Below are 19,709 nucleotides of genomic sequence, written 5' to 3' on the forward strand. Positions count from 1 at the left end.
ATTTAGCTATCTAAATTTTATGTTAGGAGGTCTGCAATATCAAAGAGACACAACAATTTTGCCGAAATGCTCACTATTTTGCATGCGTTGGTGTGCTTTCTCAATATCGGTAAATAAAAATTCAGAGTCGATAATGGGAGCAATATGTTTGTTAAGTAAAGCAGTGGACCATTGGTGTTGGGCTGAGTTCCAGAGTTCTGTTTTTTCTAAAATTGATTGAGGGCGCAAAACGAAACCGTGAATTTGCAACCGTTTTTGCATGATCGGCAATAAATTGGCTTCAACAAGATGACCACCCATACAAGCAATCTGAATAAGTTTTCCTTGTTGATTTAGCAGTTTTAGATGTTTTGGGAAATAGCTTCCACCGATAAAATCAACAATAACATCGACAGAACGCTCTCCCAAGACAGTTTCGAAATCTTCCCGTTTATAATTAATAACAGAAGCGGCCCCTAATTTTTTAGCTTTTGCAATTTTTTCATCAGTACTACTAGTGCTAATTACTTTGGCACCTTGTAACTTAGCCATTTGAATGGCAAGAGAAGCTATTCCACTTCCCGCGGAATGAATTAATAAAGTTTGTTGTTGTTTGAGTTGGCCTAATAAGAAAACAGTTGCGTGGGAGGTCATTAATGCTTCAGGTAGGGCGGCTGCCTGATTAAAGGTCCAGGTATCTGGGATAATTTCAGCAAGGTTTTGATTGACACAACAATATTCAGCATAGCCACCACCAGCAACGAGACCGTAAATACGATCACCTACTTTAAAGCGAGTTACATTCTGTCCTAGAGCAACAATTTCTCCTGCTACTTCCAATCCAGGAATAGGTGACTCTCCAGCAGGTGGGGGGTACTTTCCTTGACGTTGTAATAAATCAGCCCGGTTCAGTGCAATTGCTTTTACTTGCACTAACACCTCATCTTTTTGACAAGTTGGGGTTCTTACTTCACTGATTATTAGGCGGCTTTGTGGTCCTGGATTATCAATAAGGATGCAACGCATAGACAAGAACATTTTAGTCAGACTTATGGCTATCTTACGTGAAGTTTGTGAGAAGGGATAGTTGCTTATATCTTACGTAGAATCCCGATTGGAATTCGATTATGTCGAATTATCTACGATGAGGATTACAAGACCTATATGCAAATATAAAGCTCGCAAAATGAAAACTGTTCGTTATATACTGCCTAGCAATCTGGTTATCTAACTATTTGATGCCTACCTATATCCAATATAAAAAATTAGCATGGATTTTTATTTTTCCTCAATTGCTGATTACGCTTGTATTCTTTATTTGGCCCGCATTTAGCGCTTTAGTTCAAGCTTTTTTCTTTAGTGATGCCTTTGGTTTACATAAACAATTTGCGGGATTAACCAATTTTTTTGATTTATTAAAAGATCCTGGTTATAAGCAGGCATTATGGGTGACCGTGATACTTGCATTTTTTGTGACTTTAGGGACGATGAGTTTGGGATTATTCTTGGCAATTCTTGTGCAAGCGCGTCGTAAAAGTCAACAAATGTATAAGACATTATTTCTTTGGCCTTACGCTGTAGCACCGGCTATTGCTGCTATATTATGGCGTTTTTTATGCCAGCCTACGATGGGATGGCTTTCTCATGGTCTACAAGGTTTAGGGATTCACTTTAATTATCTTGTTAATGCCAAACAGGCATTATTGGTGATAGTTCTCACAGCGAGTTGGCAGCAATTAAGCTATAATTTTCTTTTTTTCTTTGCAGCACTTCAGGCGATACCAAACGCATTAGTTGAAGCTGCAATTATTGATGGCGCTTCTGCATGGAGACGATTTTGGCAAATCATTTTTCCATTATTGTCGCCGACAAGCTTTTTTTTACTAATAATGAATTTAATCTATGCATTTTTTGACACATTTGGAATTATCGATGTAATGACAAACGGTGGGCCAAATAATAGTACAACCACATTAATCTACAAGGTGTATAAAGATGGTTTTGTGGGATTGGATCCAGGTAGTTCCTCTGCGCAATCTGTCATGCTGATGATAATGGTTATTGTCCTTACTTTAGTTCAATTTCGTTACCTTGAAAAAAAGGTGCATTACGGATGAAAACTTTAAATCGAATAATCAGCCACGGCTTGCTCTGTTTTTTTGTTGCATTATTATTTGTACCACTTTATTTAGCTTTGGTTGCTGCGAGCCATGATGGAGCAGCAATGATGCAAGCGCCTTTGCCTATGTGGCCAGGATCTACTCTGTTTCACAATATGAAAGTCGTATTAACTCAAGGATTAGTCGCTACGGGTGGACAGCCAGTATGGCAGATGTTACTAAATAGCTTTGCAATGGCTATGCTTATTGCTGGAGGTAAAATTATTCTGGCTTTGTTTTCTGCCTTTGTGCTGGTGTATTTTCAATTTCCTCTCAAGCAGTTATTTTTTGCTTTAATTTTTGCAACAATGATGTTGCCCGTTGAAGTAAGGATTGTACCTACTTTTCAGGTCGTAGCTTCTTTTGGGTGGTTGAATAGTTTTGCAGGACTTAGTTTTCCATTAATGGCTTCGGCAACAGCAACTTTTTTGTTTCGGCAATTCTTTAAAACAGTGCCCAAAGAGCTGGTAGATGCTGCAACCTTAGATGGTGCTGGTCCAATTCGTTTTTTTAAGGATATTCTTTTGCCTTTATCTAAAACTCAGATTGCTGCATTATTTATTATTCTCTTTGTATATGGTTGGAACCAATATCTATGGCCATTAGTGATTACTACAGATAGCAGCATGGCAACAATCGTTATGGGTATTCGTTATTTAGCAGGTGTCGCTGATCAAATTCCGCAATGGCATTACATCATGACTATTGCTTTAATTGCATTAGTACCTCCATGTTTGGTTGTGCTGACAATGCAACGTTGGTTTGAAAAGGGGTTGATGCATTAATGGCCATGGTAAATTTAACCGATGTCAGTAAACTTTATAACCAGCAGCTTATTCTGGATAAGGTAAATTGTACTGTTGAAAAAGGGGAGTTCGTGGCGGTAGTTGGGCCGTCTGGATGTGGTAAGTCGACATTATTACGACTTGTTGCAGGCTTAGATGCTGTATCGAGTGGCAACATCTTAATTAATGGTCAATGTGTCAATAAAATTCCACCTGCCAAGCGTGATATGGCAATGGTTTTTCAAACTTATGCTCTTTATCCTCATATGACTGTTTTTGAAAATATGGCTTATGGGCTTAAAATGAGAGGCATGAAAGCGAAGCTAATTCAGCAAAAAGTTCATGAAGTCGCTTCCATGTTGCAATTGTCTGAATATCTACAACGAAAACCACAAGCTCTTTCAGGAGGACAACGTCAAAGAGTTGCTATGGGAAGGGCTATTGTGCGCTCTCCTTCGGTATTTTTATTTGATGAACCACTATCCAATCTTGACGCAAAGTTACGAACAGAGATGCGTTATGAAATTAAGAGATTACATCAGCAATTGCATACAACATCTTTGTACGTGACGCATGATCAAACAGAGGCTATGACAATGGCCTCAAGAGTGTTGGTATTGAATAAAGGTAGGGTGGAACAAATTGGAACGCCTCAAGTATTATATTCCCAGCCGTCATCGCTTTTTGTCGCTAGTTTTACAGGTCATTATCCCATTAATTTTTTACCGGCAAAAATTGATCTAGGTAAACAGACAGTAATTACTGAATTAGGAGTTGAGTTTTCGCTGCCCTCATTGAAAGAGTCTGTTGTTTGTGGTGAGAAAGCTATTATTGGCATTAGGCCGGAACATTTACGCGTCTCTGAAAGAAATAAACCGATGGCAATTCCTGTCAAAATTGAATTTGTGGATGATATGGGAGCTGACAAGTTGATTCGAACTATAACTCATTGTGGTAAGGCACGCTTTTCAGTAAGGATTCCAGCTGATACTGAAATTATTGGTGATCAGCTTGCCTTGGAACTTGTTGTAAATAAAGCTAATCTATTTCATCAAACAACAGGTTTACGTCTTGGAGGGTGGCATGTCTGAACAAAATAAGGTCTTAAGAAAAGTTGACGCTCCTTTCTACAATTATTGGCAGGCCATTGTTCTATCTTTTTTTAGCAGTCGATTATATGTTGATGTTGGAAAACGATGGAAAGGTTTGGGCTTTAGGTACTTATTACTCATTGTTTTTTTGTTTTCTATTCCATTTGCATTGCGGATGATGCTTGAGTTTAACGTTTTTTTTGATCAACAAATTATAGAGCCACTTGCAAAATTGCCTCCCCTTTATATTCAAAATGGGCAAGTTACTTTTGATAAGCCTATGCCTTATTTTGTCAAAAACAAGGAAGGTAAAATAGTTTCCATTATAGATACAACTGGAGAAGTTAAAACAATCGATGGTAAGTATCCCGATTTAACAACACTCATTACGAAGAATAAATTTTTCTACCGTGTACCTTCACCCAAATTCTTTTTTACTAAACAGATAGACAGTAGCAATAATCAAGTTTTTGTACAAGCACTGAGTACAGATATCAATCAAGTATTTGATGGGAAAAATTGGATTAACTCTTCTGGAATAAAGAAGGTGAAACTATTTTCACAAGTAATAATCTATCCCACGGTAGCTCTCGTCATTTTTGTGATTTATCTTGTCTTTCTTTTGGTATTTGCATTAATGGGGCAATTACTTGCGAAGTTATTCTTGCATATAGCGCTTAATTTTAAACAAACAACACGCTTATTAATAGTTAGTGCAACTCCTCAAGTATTCACTCTTTTATTTGGCTTAACGGTAAACTGGATTTTTACTGGATTTGGTCTGTTGCTCATAACTCTTTTGGCAGTCTACTTTATTTTTGCTGTACGTTCTTTGAAGCGTGAAAGCCACAAGCTGGTGGTTTCGTGAGAGAACTAATCCATTTCGCTCATGGCAATGGGTTTCCTTCTCCCTGCTATATGCAATTGCTGCAGCAACTTAAGATAAGGTATGACTATTGTTTTATCGATAGGATAGGACATAACCCATTATTTCCAGTTACAGAAAACTGGCATTATTTAGTAGACGAAGTTATAGCCAGTATTGAAGAACAGGCAACTCAACCAATTATTGCTATAGGGCATTCCTTAGGTGGTGTTCTAAGTCTTGTGGCGGCAATAGAAAAGCCGGATTTGTTCAAAGCAGTAGTCATGATTGATTCTCCACTTTTGGGACGTTTTAAGTCGAATGTAGTGAGATTGGCTAAAGCATTAGGAATTATCGATAGAGTGACACCGGCATTCAGAACACGCGGTCGAAGAGAAAATTGGCAAAACAAAGAACAATTGCTGGCTTACCTAAAAAATCGTGATCTATTTAAAACATTTGCGCCGGAGTGTCTGCGGGACTATATTGAATATGGACTAAGAAAAACAGAAGATGGTTATGTACTTCGTTTTGATAGGCACATAGAATACTTGATATTCCGTACAATACCGCATACCTTACATGAATATGAAGGAAAATTAACAGTTCCAGCAGCATTAATTTATGGTGATAAGAGTACTGTTATCGACCGGCTTGATATTCGCAATATGAAAAAAAATTATAATATTTTAAGTGTAAAAATGAACGGAACTCACATGCTTCCGATGGAGTCCCCAGTTCAAGTTACTAATCAAATTTTTACTGTGCTTGATGCTATACTGAAATGATGACAAGTTCTTGGATTGCTTGAAGATAAGGACTTTGCAAGCATACTTTACGGCGCATCATGAGGATATAATATTTCAAGGATTGTTTACTGAAAGGAGAAAACAGTGTTGCATAGTCTAATTGTGCTGGCAGTGGTAAGTGCCGTTATTTTATTACTAGCCAGACAAGCCTCTCTTGTTGTCTGGGCTATCAGTTATGCCATATTTGCTCTGCTAGTTATGAAGTATGGTTCACCGGGAATTATTGCACAGATTGTTTTATGGTCGGTGTTTGCTGCTTTAGTGTTGGGTACTATTAAACCTCTGCGCAGAAATTTATTAACCCGACGTTTATTTGCGACAATTAGTAAGGCAATGCCAGCAATGTCTTCTACTGAGCGAGAGGCACTTGAGGCTGGGACTGTAAGTTGGGAAGGAGATTTGTTTAGCGGTTCGCCCGACTTTAATAATCTTCGAAATGCCCCAGTAGTTAAATTAACAGCCGAAGAACAAGCTTTTATTGATGGGCCTGTTAATGAACTCTGTCGTATGATAGATGATTGGGATATTACCCATGTACGCACAGATATGCCTCCTGAAATGTGGCAATTTATTAAAGATAAAGGTTTTCTAGGGATGATTATCCCTAAACATTATGGTGGTCTTGAGTTTTCAGCAACTGCTCAATTTTCTATACTTGCCAAATTGTATGGGCGTTCTATTTCTGTGGGTAGTTCTGTATCTGTTCCTAATTCTTTAGGCCCTGCAGAATTATTATTAAAATATGGTACTAAAGAACAAAAAGAATTCTATTTACCTCGGTTAGCTGATGGACGTGAAATTCCTTGTTTTGCTTTAACTGGTCCTAATGCAGGATCTGATGCGGCGTCTATTCCTGATAGGGGGATAGTTTGTCGTCAGGAGTTTAATGGTAAAGAAGTTTTAGGTGTTCGTTTAACCTGGAGTAAGCGATACATTACTCTTTGTCCTGTTGCAACAGTAATTGGTTTAGCATTTCGGTTATTTGATCCTGAGAATATTTTAGGTAAAGGTCACGATGTTGGGATTACTTGTGCTTTAATTCCAGCTAACACACCAGGGGTCATTAAAGGACGTCGACATTTCCCGCTCAATACAGGCTTTTTAAATGGTCCGACGCAAGGAAAAGATGTTTTTGTTCCTATCGATTATTTAATTGGTGGGGCTGCCATGGCTGGTGCTGGTTGGCGTATGCTAATGGAGTGTTTAAGTGCTGGACGTGCAATTTCCCTACCATCAAGTGCAACCGGTGGGTCTCAAGCTGCAGCTTTGGCAAGTGGGGCTTACGCTAGAATACGTAAACAATTTAACCAATCAATTGCAAATTTTGAAGGGATAGAAGAGCCCTTGGCGCGGATTGCGGGAAATACCTATCTTATTGATGCAGGTTTAACTATGGCAGCAGCTGCGATTGATCAAGGAGCTAAACCTTCTGTAGCTGGTGCAATTTTAAAATATCACACGACTGAAAGAGGCCGTGAGGTTGCTATTGATGCTATGGATATTCATGGTGGTAAAGGTATTTGTTTGGGGCCGAACAATTACTTAGGTCGAGGTTATCAGAATGCACCAATTGGGATTACTGTTGAAGGGGCTAATATTCTAACACGTAGTCTAATTATTTTTGGACAAGGAGCAATACGCTGCCATCCTTATGTATTTAGTGAATTGGAAAGTGTTAGAAAAAATGATCTGAAAACATTCGATAAAGCATTTTGGGGGCATGCTGGGTTTGTATTGGCGAACTTGACTAAATCGCTAATTTTCTCGGTTACGGATGCTCGTTTTGTTTTAACACCAAAGAGTCAAGCAAAACGTTATTATCAATTGGCCTATCGCTACAGTGCTCACTTGGCTTTCTTATCTGATTTTGCAATGGCAGTTCTTGGGGGAGAACTTAAGCGAAAAGAAAAATTGTCTGCTCGTTTAGGAGATGTCTTAAGTAATCTCTACCTGGTCTCAGCAGTGTTAAAACGCTTCCATGATGACGGTGAACCAGTTGCTGACTTCCCAATAGTTGAATGGTGTTGTCAACAATTACTTCATGAATGTGAAGCAGCTATTCGCAATGTGATTGTTAATTTCCCAGCCCGTTGGGGTCGCATAGTGTTAAAGCTGATTCTCCAACCATTTGGTAATCAACGCCATCAACCTACTGACAAGCTAGGACACAAATTGGCACACATGCTCACTGAGCCTAATGAGTCTCGAAACCGTTTGACTCGTTTTGTGTTTGCGGAAGCTATTGAGAATTGTCCGTTAGGTCGGTTGGAAGAAACTTTCCATAAGATATGTGCAGTTGAAGAGTTAGAAAAGAAAGTTAGCCGTGCAGTTAAAGATGGAACAGTAACTGGATTAACTTTGCTAGAACAAATTGCTGAAGCAGAGCAAAATGGTGTTCTTGATGCTAAAGAGGTATCACGCTTAAAAGAAGCTGAACTTAAGCGACAAGAAGCAATTGCGGTTGATGATTTTAATGACGAAGAGTTACGTAGGTCATCAATTGACTTAATATCAGCTAATAAAAGGAAGCAAAAAGAGGTTAGTCCTAGTGCAGATGATTTAGCAACGGAAATTGTTTAATAAACAGACTCCAGATAGTCCTTATCTATCTGGAGTCTCTCCTTAAATAATGTACACCATAGAGCTGCATCAATTGCATCGAAATCTAAGAATAAAGTTTAATTTATGGTAAAAGTTACTCTTACCAATCAAAATACGCAATCACCTTTTAAGAAAGTAATATTGGATGTTGCTTCAGGAACCTTTGTTGCGGAAGGATGTCCTGAAACTGATATTAAGCAGTTAGCAAATATTAATTTTCACCATCCACTTTTAGTGCATCCTATTTTAAAGTCAGAAAATACTATCTATCGGTATTGCTATGATGACACGGAGAGTTTTCTAAAAATCGCAAGATATATTTATGCAACGTTACTCCAAGTTAGCAATCCAAAGGATTGCCAATTTATAATTACTCCGTCACCAAAGTTTTTATCGTTAAAAGCTACCTATAAAATCCCATTTTCTATTGATTGTCACAAACCTGCGAAGAAATCTATTACAGTTACACAGGTCAATGGAATAATCAGTCAATCGTCAAGAGAAGAGTTTAATTTTTTCGATAAACTAATAGTTGACACTACATTGTCATTGAAAAATCTGCCTTCAATGGTCGATGGTGATGAGTTGTTTAGTTATAGTCCTATAGGTTATAGCATATTGAATAAACCTGACCCCTTTGTAATATGCGAAGTGCGCAATATTAATCAGTTTATTGGTTTTGGTGTGTATGCCAGAAAAGATATAAAAAGGGGGACTCATGTTTGTTTGTATCAAGGTGTAAAGAAAAGTAATTCGAAGTCGAAAAGATATTATTTTATCCCTAAGTTCGATATCTTGGGTTTAGGTATCGATGCTCAACATTATGGAAATATTGGGCGATTTGTAAATCATGCGCCATCACCATCCAGAGCGAAACAATCTGACTCGTTGCTGCTTTCTAACCTCATTGGTGAAAGGCATACTATTTATGGCTTAGAAATTATTGTTTTTAGTGCTATCAGGGACATAGTTAAGGGTGAGCAATTGCTGGTGGATTATGGCGCAGCCTATTTTGAGAACGTGGATGAGTATAGGTTTGCAGCTAATGGGAGTCTTTTTGATCCTAAAGGCAAACCATTAAAAGAAAAACATCATGCAAAATTAATGATGTGGAGAGTAATGGCTAAAAATGGTGTTACTTTAGCGGCATATCGACTTTTAAAAAGACCAATACTTGCTCTTAGTTTTGCGCTAATAGGATTCCTGTTGCTATATAGCACTCAGTTTTTTTAAGAGAATGGGCAAAGTCAATAATGCGTCTAGACTTCTTCCAAAGCCTCATCTGGCATCGTGACATTTAGTTCAAGCACAGCACTGTCACCTAAACGTTCCAGATTGACACTAACCTGATCTCGACTTATACGAATATACTTGGCAATTACAGCCAGAATTTCTTCCTGGAGCTTTGGCAAGTAATCAGGTGTGTTCCGTTGGGAGCGCTCATGAGAAATAATAATCTGCAGTCGTTCTTTAGCGACAGAGGCGGTACTATTTCGTTTTCTTAAATAGCTAAATAGACTCATGCTGTAATATCCTCCTTGTTTTTGCTGAACAAGCGTCGCAACAACCCTTTACGCTCACTATTAATGAAACGCATAGGCCTGCTTTCTCCTAAGAAGCGAGCGATGGCATCTTGGTAGGCAAGACCAGCATCGCTAGTTTCATCAAGAATAACAGGGGTTCCTGTATTTGATGCTTTTAATACGGCTTTGGATTCAGGAATGACACCCATTAGAGGAATTGCAAGAATTTCTTTAACATCTTCAACAGATAGCATATCGCCTTTTTCGACACGCTCGGGATCATAGCGGGTTAACAATAGATGCTCTTGAACTGGTGATTGGTTTTCCACAGCTCTCTTTGTTTTGCTGGCTAAAATGCCTAAAATTCTATCAGAATCGCGCACCGAGGAAACCTCTGGGTTCGTCACAACGATGGCATGATCCGCAAAATACATAGCCATTAAAGCTCCTGTTTCGATTCCAGCAGGAGAATCGCAAACAATGTACTCGAATTCATTGGACAGATCATTCAATACTTTCTCTACGCCCCCTAAAGTTAAGGCATCTTTATCGCGAGTTTGTGACGCAGGAAGGATATATAAATCTGGCAAGCGCTTATCTTTAATAAGAGCTTGATTTAAATTGGCTTCGCCATTAATAATATGGATAAAATCATAAACAACACGACGCTCACATCCCATGATAATATCGAGGTTTCTAAGACCAATATCAAAATCAATTACTACAGTTTTATGACCACGCATGGCCAAACCTGAAGAAATTGCTGCTGAGGTAGTAGTCTTACCTACTCCACCTTTACCAGATGTGACAACTATAATTTTAGCCAACGTAAAACCTTCCTGTTAGTCTACAAGTTAGCCCAGTTTACACGTTATTGATTGTTCAGTTCAAGCTCAATCAGTGACATTCGAGGGGAAAATTATCGTTTGTAGGGAGAATGTGGTAATTACGTAATTAGTGCTCAAAAAGTACTCTATTTTTTATTTTTGCAGAATAATGGCGGGTGATCAAATTGATTGAAAATCGTTGTTGGGCGAGGAAACCCAACAACATTCTATAATCTTGCCGGAATAGGCAATTAATACCAACCATTAGAGCCGCAACAAGCTACTGTATAGCTGCCACAACCTCCACATGAAGACGTTCCGCAGCAGTTAGAAAAGCCGCAGCTGGAGACAAGTGCTGACGAGCCGACAATTAATAACAAAAATACTATTTTTTTCATGATAGCATCCTTGCACAGGTTTGTATAAATATTATACATTAGTTTCAATAATATATATAAAAGTCATATTGCTTCATTTTTAGGTTAGTAGCACAAATCTATTTATTCAAGTTTCGGCATGAAGATAATTTTTAATAATTGCAGAAGAATGATGCATATTTGGGGTTTTTGGAGATGTTTCATTAAGTAGAGCGAAGGTCATAAATTTTACAGAAATTATATTTTTATTTCAGCTGCATTTTGGCATATGGTAAAATGTTGCTTGGTTGTGGGGAACTAATTAGGTTGTAATGAAAACTGCGATTGCTTATTTACTCAGAAAAATAACAGAAGCTAACATCAAGTCTGCTTTGTTAAATGATCTTGAACCGAATAAAAATGCATTGAAACGATGGTTAGCAATAACCAATCACCAACAGTTCACTGCTAATTGTTGGAAGTATAAATTTACTAATGGTGAATCAATAGTTGCATTTGGAATTGAAGCCTCTGACCAGCTATTGACCACTTCACGTCAACCCTCCTGGTATCAAAAAATTATTCGCGGCAGAAATTACCGTGCGAAATATTTATGTGAGTCGCAAAGTTATTACAAAAATACGCTAGAAGCATGGGCGCTACAAAAAAAGTCCACAGTACCTGGACAATCCGAAGAAAATATTGAATTCAGCTGGTATCACCGTCTAATCAGCTGGCTTATTGCTAAAGTCGATTTGCAATGGGATTTTAACAGTGACGATTTTGATGATCAGAAATTATTTTTACATTTAAGAGAACATGAAGGAATAGAGCCTGATCAAAGAGATAATATACCTAGAGATATTCCAAATGAGCCCACCTCAGGATTGAAGAATACGCCTTCTATCCGTGAAAAATACTCCGTTACCAAGTTATTAAGTTCACCACAGATTATTTTAAACCGGATGGCTAAGCTTGGGATAGACACAGGATTTGTTGGACAGGAGCAAAAAGAAGAGCATTCCTCGGCAAGTGTCGTACCTCCACATATGCAAGTTTGGTTGACTAAGCTTTCCTTGCATCAACAAGTGGATCTTTCTCACCAACATCAGCATTTGGTACAACAAGAGCAACAAGTTCATACTAGTACCACAACAGATTTGAGACGTGTACAGGAGGCACAAAAATGGGTTGATAATTCTAATCTACATGATGTAAGTACGGCTTCAAGCCGTTTAAAAGAGTTGAAATATGAAGCTTCTCTAAAATGGTTAGAGATACTCGATGATGCATGCAATCAAGAATGGAGGCAATCACAAAAAGAGCCATGGAGTTATTCGTTTGACCAAAAGAGGTCGCATAAGTTATTTATTAGTAATACTGCCTTAGAAATGATACTGAGGGCCAAAGGCCATGTAAGGGCAGACCATTCAACTTTTGACTTTGAGTCATTCCCATTGGGTTTCTTTCTCGACAAAGATAAGGATGGTGATACTTTTACCTTGAAATATCATGAAAAATACAGGCAATACCAGTTAGCAACACTTAAGGATGCTGCAGTTCGATTGGATGTTCATAATCCGACTTCGGAATTTCATGCTGAAGAAAATGATCAAAGTTGTTTTACAACAAAAGCAGAGTTATTAAAAACTATCAATGAAAGAGGCATTCAGCTTAAACAGAGACAATTGGATTTCTTAGATGTTCTAGATAAAGATACGGATACGTTTGCGTTTGGTCAGGAGACTAAACGCTGTAGAACAAACGCTTATGCTTTTCGAGCCTTAAAGTTGATGGTCGAAAGCATTTATCCGTTACCTTCGGATACTTCATTGACAAAGGTAGATAATTATTTAGCCGAATTTATTGATATTTTGGAAAAATTTTCAAAGATGAACTTTTCAAAGTCCTCTAGGCTACTCAATAAAGAGCAAGCAGAAAGCTTTATCGCCTTAGGGATATCAGTTGAGGAAACGGATAAAGAGGATGAGTATAAATACAGGATTGAAACTACTGAATCCTATCTACACGAATTTATACTCAATTACTTAAAAGACTTGAAGAATGGTAAAGAGTTTTCTAGTGAAGCACAGCTTGATGCGTTAAAACGCTTCACACTATTTGATGAAAATCAATTGCGGTGGTTGCGGCATATAGAATATGGTCGACATCACCATCATAATTTTTCTGAGATTAGTAAAGGATTATTTTATTTCTTTGATTATTTCCAAGTTTTAGGGGTAGAGATTTCGACATGGGAGTCTGGGCATGCAGGACTTTCAAATTTGGGTGGATTTATTCACCTTAAGCATATTCTGGATTGTATTAGTTTGTCCGGAGGAGGTAAAAATACGGCGGCACAGCAGCTTCAAGCTAAATATGCAACAGCAATACCCAGAGATTTTACCACGGCAAAGGCACAATTAAGAGCAGGCTATGCCTTTATCCATGAGTCGATGTTATTCGGTTATGAACATTACTTTGATCATAATATCCCAACTGTGATTCCCAAAGAGGAATTTAGTCGAGTTCAATACGGGTATTCTTCTTCAGCCTCAATGCCTCCGCAGGTTTATTTCCGTACCATGTACTTACGATATATCGCTTCTCAAGTCGATCCGAATTGTGTAGGGCAAGCTGTAAAAAAATGGGAGGATTTGACTAATACGCCTTTAAACTGCTGGGAAAATTGGAATTTTAATGGTCGCCAATATTTAGATATTATGGATGAGGCGTTACAAAAAAATTGGGAAGAGCTTAAAAAATATGCTTTGTCATTACCTTCAAGATTGGCTCCGAAATCCCAAGAAAATGTTGCAGATAAAGCAAGTTATACCCCGGAAGCATTTATTAATCAAAGATTGCATATATTCCAAGCGGAGAGGCTTTATTCACTTGATCATATTCAAACATTACTAAGTACATTAAACCTGCCTGAGAAATTAGCAGAAGAATTATTAGTATCCATACAAGCTATTAATGACCTCGCTTTAGAATACGCGAATTTGTCTGAAAGTGAGCTTGAAGCAGAAATAAAATCTGCACGAAATTATTCTCTTGAAAAACAAATTGCTATCTTGCGTGAAACACATTGCCGTTTGACCTGCGCTGAATCAAAGGCCAATCCTCCACAAGGTGAATGGCTTCGATTAGAGCAGTTAATGGCAATTTTAATTGCTCTAAAGCAAAGTAGCATACTGCAAGTTGATACCAGTGAAGGTAAAACGCTCATTATTCAAATGATTGCCCTCTTAAAAGTGCTGAATGGAAAAAAAGTGGATGTACTCACACACAATGAGTCTCTTGCTTTAGAGGCTGCGGATGAGATTAAAAAACTGTCCAATTATTTTGGGATTAAAGTGGCCAAAAAGGAGGATATGACTCAATTAATTTTAGATGCTGATATTCTATATATTGATGCGCCTTCTGCTGTCATCAATGATCTTCTGGCGCAATTTGCTGATGAGGAAAAATTACCAGGGCATAGACAAGCGGATGAAGCCGTTGTTGATGAAGTCGATAATGTTGCTGTCGATATTAATGCAAATACGACTATGCAAGTGTCGCAAGGCAGCGAAGAGGCTGATGAGGCTTTAGAGGCCTTTTTAGTTGCTTTAAATGCTGCTGTTAGGGAACAGTTGCCTAAAAAGCCGGAATTGCAAGATAAGGTTTCTCAACGTCAATTCGTTCGCGAAAATTTGAATAAACAACTTGCAGATAATCAATTCTACAAAAAGATTTGTGCAAATAATGATGAGTTAGATAAATATGTTAGTGCGGCCATTTCTGCAATGCAGCTTATCGCGAAGACCCATTATGTTATTGAAGATGATGATTTAATAATAAAGCAAGAGTCCCAGGTTGCTACAATCCCAAGAAAAGTGGTCCGTATTATCCATAAAGACACAACGGGTCGGGTTGATGAGATATCTCAATGGGGAGCTGGTGTGCATCAATGTATTGCCGCATGGGAAAAACAACGAGATAAGGATATTGTCATTCCCGGCACTACTCAGGTTTTGGCAGAGGCTGATGTCGCACTTTACCTGAAAAACCGCTATAAATTACGAAATGGTTTAACTGCTACTTTGGGTGATGCAGCTATTCGCAAAAAAATAGAGGAAGTCATTGATACTAATCTGAGTGTTGTGATGCCTCGAGCAGTCAGACCACTTGATTCAAAATCAAACTGGCCGCTTAAAGCAAGATTAGAAGGACAAGATCCCTATCCAGAATACAATCGTGTTTATCGCTTTCCGCCAATTTATGCCTCAACAAAAGCAACTCATCAACAGAAATTATTAGAAGCTATCCAAAACATTCAAAACGAAGGCCAATCATGCGTTATCTTTTTAAATACCGTTAATGAATGCGATGAATTTTTTAAATATCTCGTTGAACAGGGTATTAATACAAGGGCAATTCAAATTTTAGATGATACTCATGATGAAAAAAATGCTACGCAAAGTTTCCGCCCTCCAGAGTCAACGGTTATAGCAAGAGCTAAAGAGTCAAAGATGATTACTTTAACCACAGCGGCTGGTAGTCGTGGCACTAATTTTAATGGTATTGATGTGGGTATTTTAGCTAAACCAAGCTTAGGCCGTGTGACTTTTCAAAAGTCTGGACGTATTGCACGTAATGGTCAATTTGGTTTGGTTTATGAAATTTATTGCAGTGAGGATTTAGATAAATCAATAGAATATGTTACAGATACAGAAAAAGATCCTATGAGTCATCGTCCCCGCATTTTTACCCATGAAAAGGCTGCAGAAGCGCGTAATTTAGCAGCTATAGAAGCAGGCAAGAAGGAAAGGCAAGCTAAGTGGACTTTACAGGAAAGCTATGTTCAATACCGGACTAAGGTCAAAGATAAACATGCTCTAGATAGCCAATGGACAATTTTTTTCAGTCAAATAAAAAATTGGGATGAAGAAGAGATAATTATAAAATGGGAGCAATTTAAACAAAATACACAGACTTGTTGCTAATAAAATTTCTTTAGTTCATATTCGAAAAGTGCATGGTTATGTACTCAAAGTATAAATTTTGATTTCAATTTAATCGCTATGTCTATATAAAATATAATTAGACAAAAAATAATCGCAATGATAAATTATTGTTTTATTTGACAAAGGATGTGCATTTTAAATGTCCCATCTACAAAATAGGCGTAGGTATGAAAGAAGTTGCGATTAGTCTGAATAAACAAGGAAAGACCTTTTTAAAGAGGAGAAAAGAGAAATCTATTAAAAAAGCGCTGCAAAAATTTAATGAGGCTATTAGCATTGAACCAGTATATGATGAAGCTTGGTACAATAAGGGATTAGCTCACTTAAAGTTAAAAGAATACCCTGAAGGTTTTATGGCTTTTACCGTTGTTGCAGCCTTAAATCCTCAACATTTGCAGGCGAGAAAACAACTGGAAGTAATCAAACAATTAAAACAGGCCGGGGAGTATAAGAGCGATGAAAATATGGATAAATTTTTTCGCCCCTTTATTTGTAGCCAAGAATATTTAAAAGAATTCGAACAATTAGGCTTGGATCATAAAAAAATTTCTACACGTAGTTTCCCAGAGCAGATTGCCTGGATTAATCAGCTTTTGCAATTTATTTTCAAGTACTATGAGTCTCATAACAAGCCTTTTGTGTTTGCGCTCAATCAGAGTATCTTGCAGCCAACGCACGCAGACAAGCAGTTTAGACTTGCTATTATCAATCACCTTCTTGGTACGAAACTAAGCTATGAAGATAACAGTGTAACTAGAATTTTAGATTTAATTTCATCAACACAAATTTCTACAGTTTTGGATGACATTTTTATGGATGATGCAAAGATTGCTATCCGTATGGTCTTTGAAACTATCCATCAATTTTCACGTGAAGAGCGTGCCAAATTATTAGAATTTTTGCCTTGGGGTACCAATTCCTGGTATTTACTTGAGTTTTGTGGCTCTCTATTTATACCTGATGATAACATTACGAAAGTAAATGAGAGCGGAGGATTACCCCTAAGCTTTCACTATGAAGGCGATGAAGATAAAAACATACTAGGGATAAGTGAGTATTATAAAGCATTGCGGGAAGACATTTGTATTGTTAAAACAGCAATGCTGGATATTATAAAAAATGATCTAAGAGTATTGCAGACCTTTTTTATTTCCCTTGAAAATCGATTTGCTGGGCGGGAAGCTTGTCAAATATTGCCTATCGAGGATTTGCCTAATTTTCGTCCTCTTTTGTGGTATAGCAAACACTCAATTCATTTTCTTCGCTTATTAGCATTACTTCCAAATGACTTAAGTATTCCTACTATTTTGGCAGAGCCTGTCGGCGACATGGAATCCATAACGCCTATTGTTCAATTACAACAACTGCTGCATTCCTCATCATTTAGTAATAGTCTGAAAGGGAGGTTAGCATTTTTACGAACTATGGAACTAGTTGGTGAGGTTTTTACAACACGCAGTTGGGGTAATCATCTGAAATCCGTTGATTATATAAGCCCCGATATGTTGACAAACCTTCGTAATGGTTTTTCCCATGTGGAAGATCTTCGATCATTTGCTGTTATAGAAATGCTAGAGCGGGAGCAGGATGTAATTGATTCACTTCAAGCTGAATTTGTTATCTTCAAACAAGAGCTTTATGGCGTGATAGCCCAAAGACAAAGCCATTTTCCGAAGTGGCCAACTATATCATCAGGTTTTTCAACATGGGAAAAACCAGTGAGTGAATATTGGCAGGCTGTAAAGAAATATTATGAAATACCACTTTCCTTTAATGATACGCCCTATGCTCCAAATCAAGCACTTCTAAATGAGGATGATATAAAAACAGTTCTAACAGCAATAAAACCAATACGTCCTGGTTTTATGGGGGATGTAGTAAAAATGTTAAGGGGACAAGTGCCGTTTATAACGATTAAGTCTGATGGACTATTAGATACTTTGTCGCCAAGAGATAAAAGACCAATAATGAAACTCTTAAGTAAAGCTGAAAGTGTATATAAAGATGCTAAAAAAGTAGCAAAGAATGCGGCGGTATTGGAGAGTGCTACCCGAAGGCGGAAGCAAGAAGCAACGATAAGAAGTATTATGGCAACGAAATATCCAACCATAGAAAAATTTGGTTTGAAATTATTTGAGGAGCTAAAAATAGGGGCTGGTGAAACCAAAGATGATAAAGTTTCTGTCAGTAGTCTTGTCGACCGTTTAAAAAATCGCATGGGAGTCTTGGAGCAACTATTGGTGGAGTCTGAGCTTCTTAAAAGAACGCCTCTACTGAAAAAGGAAATACTGGAAACAGTTCTCTCAAAAGACATTGAGCTTTTATTAAGCACTTCTTACCTTATCGCACAAATCATCTCTATAGCGAATGAGCTGGCTTCACGAGAAGTATTAAATCTTATAGATCCAGTCTTAAATAAACGTTTGCCAATGATGATTGGTTTGCGTAATGCGTTAGAACATTCTGATCCTATTCAGGATAGTGCTGAATTGGCTCTTCATCATATGAAGAGTAAGATTCCTCAAGCATTAGCGAGTATTATGGTGGACTTAATTAACGATCATATGCCTGTACTAATGACAGTGGATGGGGGGGCAATTGTTGCTCCAGTACTTAATAATGGAGGTGTTCGCATCAAGCAGGGTAAAGCTATGGATGCTACCGCTTTTGCAATGCCTGGAAATAATCCTGCGGGTTTCTTTTCTGTTTCTACCGCGGATTCAGAGCAGCCGATAACTTCTCTTACCGCTGAATACTCTTAAATAAGGTAGGGATTTTAGTCTTAAACTAAGGGGGGCATATTTAAGCTCCCTTGTAAGGCAATAATTATTAATAATCCCTGCTCATCATGATAATTTCGTCATAAGCCAAGCTATATTATAATTATCTATAGACATAAGGAGAAATATAAAGGATTGCATCATGAGAGCCTCGCCTTTAACCGCCGAAAAAATTGTAGACGCTGGTCTTTATTTAGCTGAAAAAAGTTCTTGGGAGAGGCTAAGATTATTTGATATCGCAAATCACCTCAAAGTTGAACTGACAACGATTCATTCTCATTTTCGGGAAAAGAATGATTTGGTTGATGCTTTTTTTGATCGTGCTGATAGAGTAATGCTTGCTCTAGGAGCACAACCTGAAATACTTAAGCTTGATTCAGAAGCTCGTTTATCAATATTACTCCGGTCATGGTTTAAAAATATCCAGCAGCATCGTAAAGTTGCAAGAGAGATGATCTGGGCACAGTTGGAACCGGGTCATTTTCATATGCATGCATTTGCTCTTCTTCGTATTAGCAGAACTGTTCAATGGTGGCGAGAGGCGGCGCAACGTTCTGCTGTATATCTGCGACGAGCTATTGAAGAAACTGGTTTAACTGCTATTTATCTGTCAACCATGCTGCATTGGTTATATGACGATTCTGATGAAGCCGTTAATACCGATATGTTTCTTGAAAATCAATTAAGACGGGCGCATTGGCTTACAGACCTTTTCTGTAACCAAGCTTGTACAAGTTGAGACTAATAAGATAGAGAGATTCCTCCTCACCAGGCAGCCTGATGGCGGCACCTGACACAGTAAATCTCGTACTGCTGGATTTAAAATTAACCAAGTCTTAAGGGGTAGAGTAAATATGCTCATTTTGTGACCAATTATTTGCCATTTTCTATAATGTTTGTATAATGTTCGGTTAATTTAATT

Annotated in this window: 13 protein-coding genes; 10 read left to right on the top strand and 3 right to left on the bottom strand. The window is 37.9% G+C overall.

All coding sequences use genetic code 11. From position 1 onward, the window contains the following. Positions 1-39 precede the first annotated feature (39 nt). Complete coding sequence (locus Lbru_RS02205) at positions 40-1,005, bottom strand: NAD(P)H-quinone oxidoreductase (protein WP_058440550.1); 966 nt, start codon at positions 1,003-1,005, stop codon at positions 40-42. 212 nt (positions 1,006-1,217) lie between these two features. Between Lbru_RS02205 and ugpA the strand changes: the two genes are divergently transcribed. From ugpA to Lbru_RS02240, 7 genes are all read left to right on the top strand, one after another. Next, complete coding sequence (gene ugpA, locus Lbru_RS02210; protein WP_058440551.1) at positions 1,218-2,096, top strand: sn-glycerol-3-phosphate ABC transporter permease UgpA; 879 nt, start codon at positions 1,218-1,220, stop codon at positions 2,094-2,096. Beyond that, positions 2,093-2,923, top strand: a complete 831-nt coding sequence (gene ugpE, locus Lbru_RS02215) for a sn-glycerol-3-phosphate ABC transporter permease UgpE (RefSeq protein ID WP_058440552.1) — start codon at positions 2,093-2,095, stop codon at positions 2,921-2,923. Before ugpA ends, ugpE begins: the two co-directional genes overlap by 4 nt. Next, positions 2,923-4,014, top strand: coding sequence for an ABC transporter ATP-binding protein (locus Lbru_RS02220; protein ID WP_058440553.1), 1,092 nt, complete (start codon positions 2,923-2,925; stop codon positions 4,012-4,014). Before ugpE ends, Lbru_RS02220 begins: the two co-directional genes overlap by 1 nt. After that, on the top strand, positions 4,007-4,882 hold the full coding sequence (locus Lbru_RS02225) for a DUF1189 family protein (protein ID WP_058440554.1): 876 nt from the start codon (positions 4,007-4,009) through the stop codon (positions 4,880-4,882). The genes Lbru_RS02220 and Lbru_RS02225 overlap by 8 nt, the downstream gene beginning before the upstream one ends. Continuing rightward, positions 4,879-5,667, top strand: coding sequence for an alpha/beta fold hydrolase (locus Lbru_RS02230; protein WP_058440555.1), 789 nt, complete (start codon positions 4,879-4,881; stop codon positions 5,665-5,667). The genes Lbru_RS02225 and Lbru_RS02230 overlap by 4 nt, the downstream gene beginning before the upstream one ends. Before the next feature lie 105 nt (positions 5,668-5,772). After that, complete coding sequence (locus tag Lbru_RS02235; RefSeq protein ID WP_058440556.1) at positions 5,773-8,268, top strand: acyl-CoA dehydrogenase; 2,496 nt, start codon at positions 5,773-5,775, stop codon at positions 8,266-8,268. A gap of 105 nt (positions 8,269-8,373) precedes the next feature. Further along, on the top strand, positions 8,374-9,522 hold the full coding sequence (locus tag Lbru_RS02240) for an SET domain-containing protein-lysine N-methyltransferase (protein WP_058440557.1): 1,149 nt from the start codon (positions 8,374-8,376) through the stop codon (positions 9,520-9,522). Positions 9,523-9,548: 26 nt separating this feature from the next. Here Lbru_RS02240 and minE read toward each other — a convergent pair whose 3' ends face one another. Then, complete coding sequence (minE, locus tag Lbru_RS02245) at positions 9,549-9,812, bottom strand: cell division topological specificity factor MinE (protein WP_058440558.1); 264 nt, start codon at positions 9,810-9,812, stop codon at positions 9,549-9,551. Next, positions 9,809-10,639 (bottom strand): septum site-determining protein MinD, encoded by an 831-nt coding sequence (gene minD / locus Lbru_RS02250; RefSeq protein WP_058440559.1) that lies wholly within the window; start codon positions 10,637-10,639, stop codon positions 9,809-9,811. The genes minE and minD overlap by 4 nt, the downstream gene beginning before the upstream one ends. A gap of 688 nt (positions 10,640-11,327) precedes the next feature. On the opposite strand from minD, the gene Lbru_RS02255 reads away from it, so the two are divergent. The 3 genes from Lbru_RS02255 to Lbru_RS02265 all read left to right on the top strand — a co-directional run bounded on the left by Lbru_RS02255 (position 11,328) and on the right by Lbru_RS02265 (position 19,526). Continuing rightward, the gene (locus tag Lbru_RS02255) at positions 11,328-15,986 is read left to right on the top strand and encodes a helicase-related protein (RefSeq protein ID WP_058440560.1); all 4,659 of its coding nucleotides are present in this window, start codon (positions 11,328-11,330) and stop codon (positions 15,984-15,986) included. A gap of 188 nt (positions 15,987-16,174) precedes the next feature. Continuing rightward, the gene (locus tag Lbru_RS02260) at positions 16,175-18,769 is read left to right on the top strand and encodes a tetratricopeptide repeat protein (protein WP_058440561.1); all 2,595 of its coding nucleotides are present in this window, start codon (positions 16,175-16,177) and stop codon (positions 18,767-18,769) included. 160 nt (positions 18,770-18,929) lie between these two features. Next, entirely contained in the window at positions 18,930-19,526 is a 597-nt protein-coding gene (locus Lbru_RS02265; protein WP_058440562.1) for a ubiquinone biosynthesis protein COQ9, read from the top strand. Positions 19,527-19,709: the final 183 nt, after the last annotated feature.

This window comes from Legionella brunensis, assembly GCF_001467025.1.
In the GTDB taxonomy this organism is placed as follows: domain Bacteria; phylum Pseudomonadota; class Gammaproteobacteria; order Legionellales; family Legionellaceae; genus Tatlockia; species Tatlockia brunensis.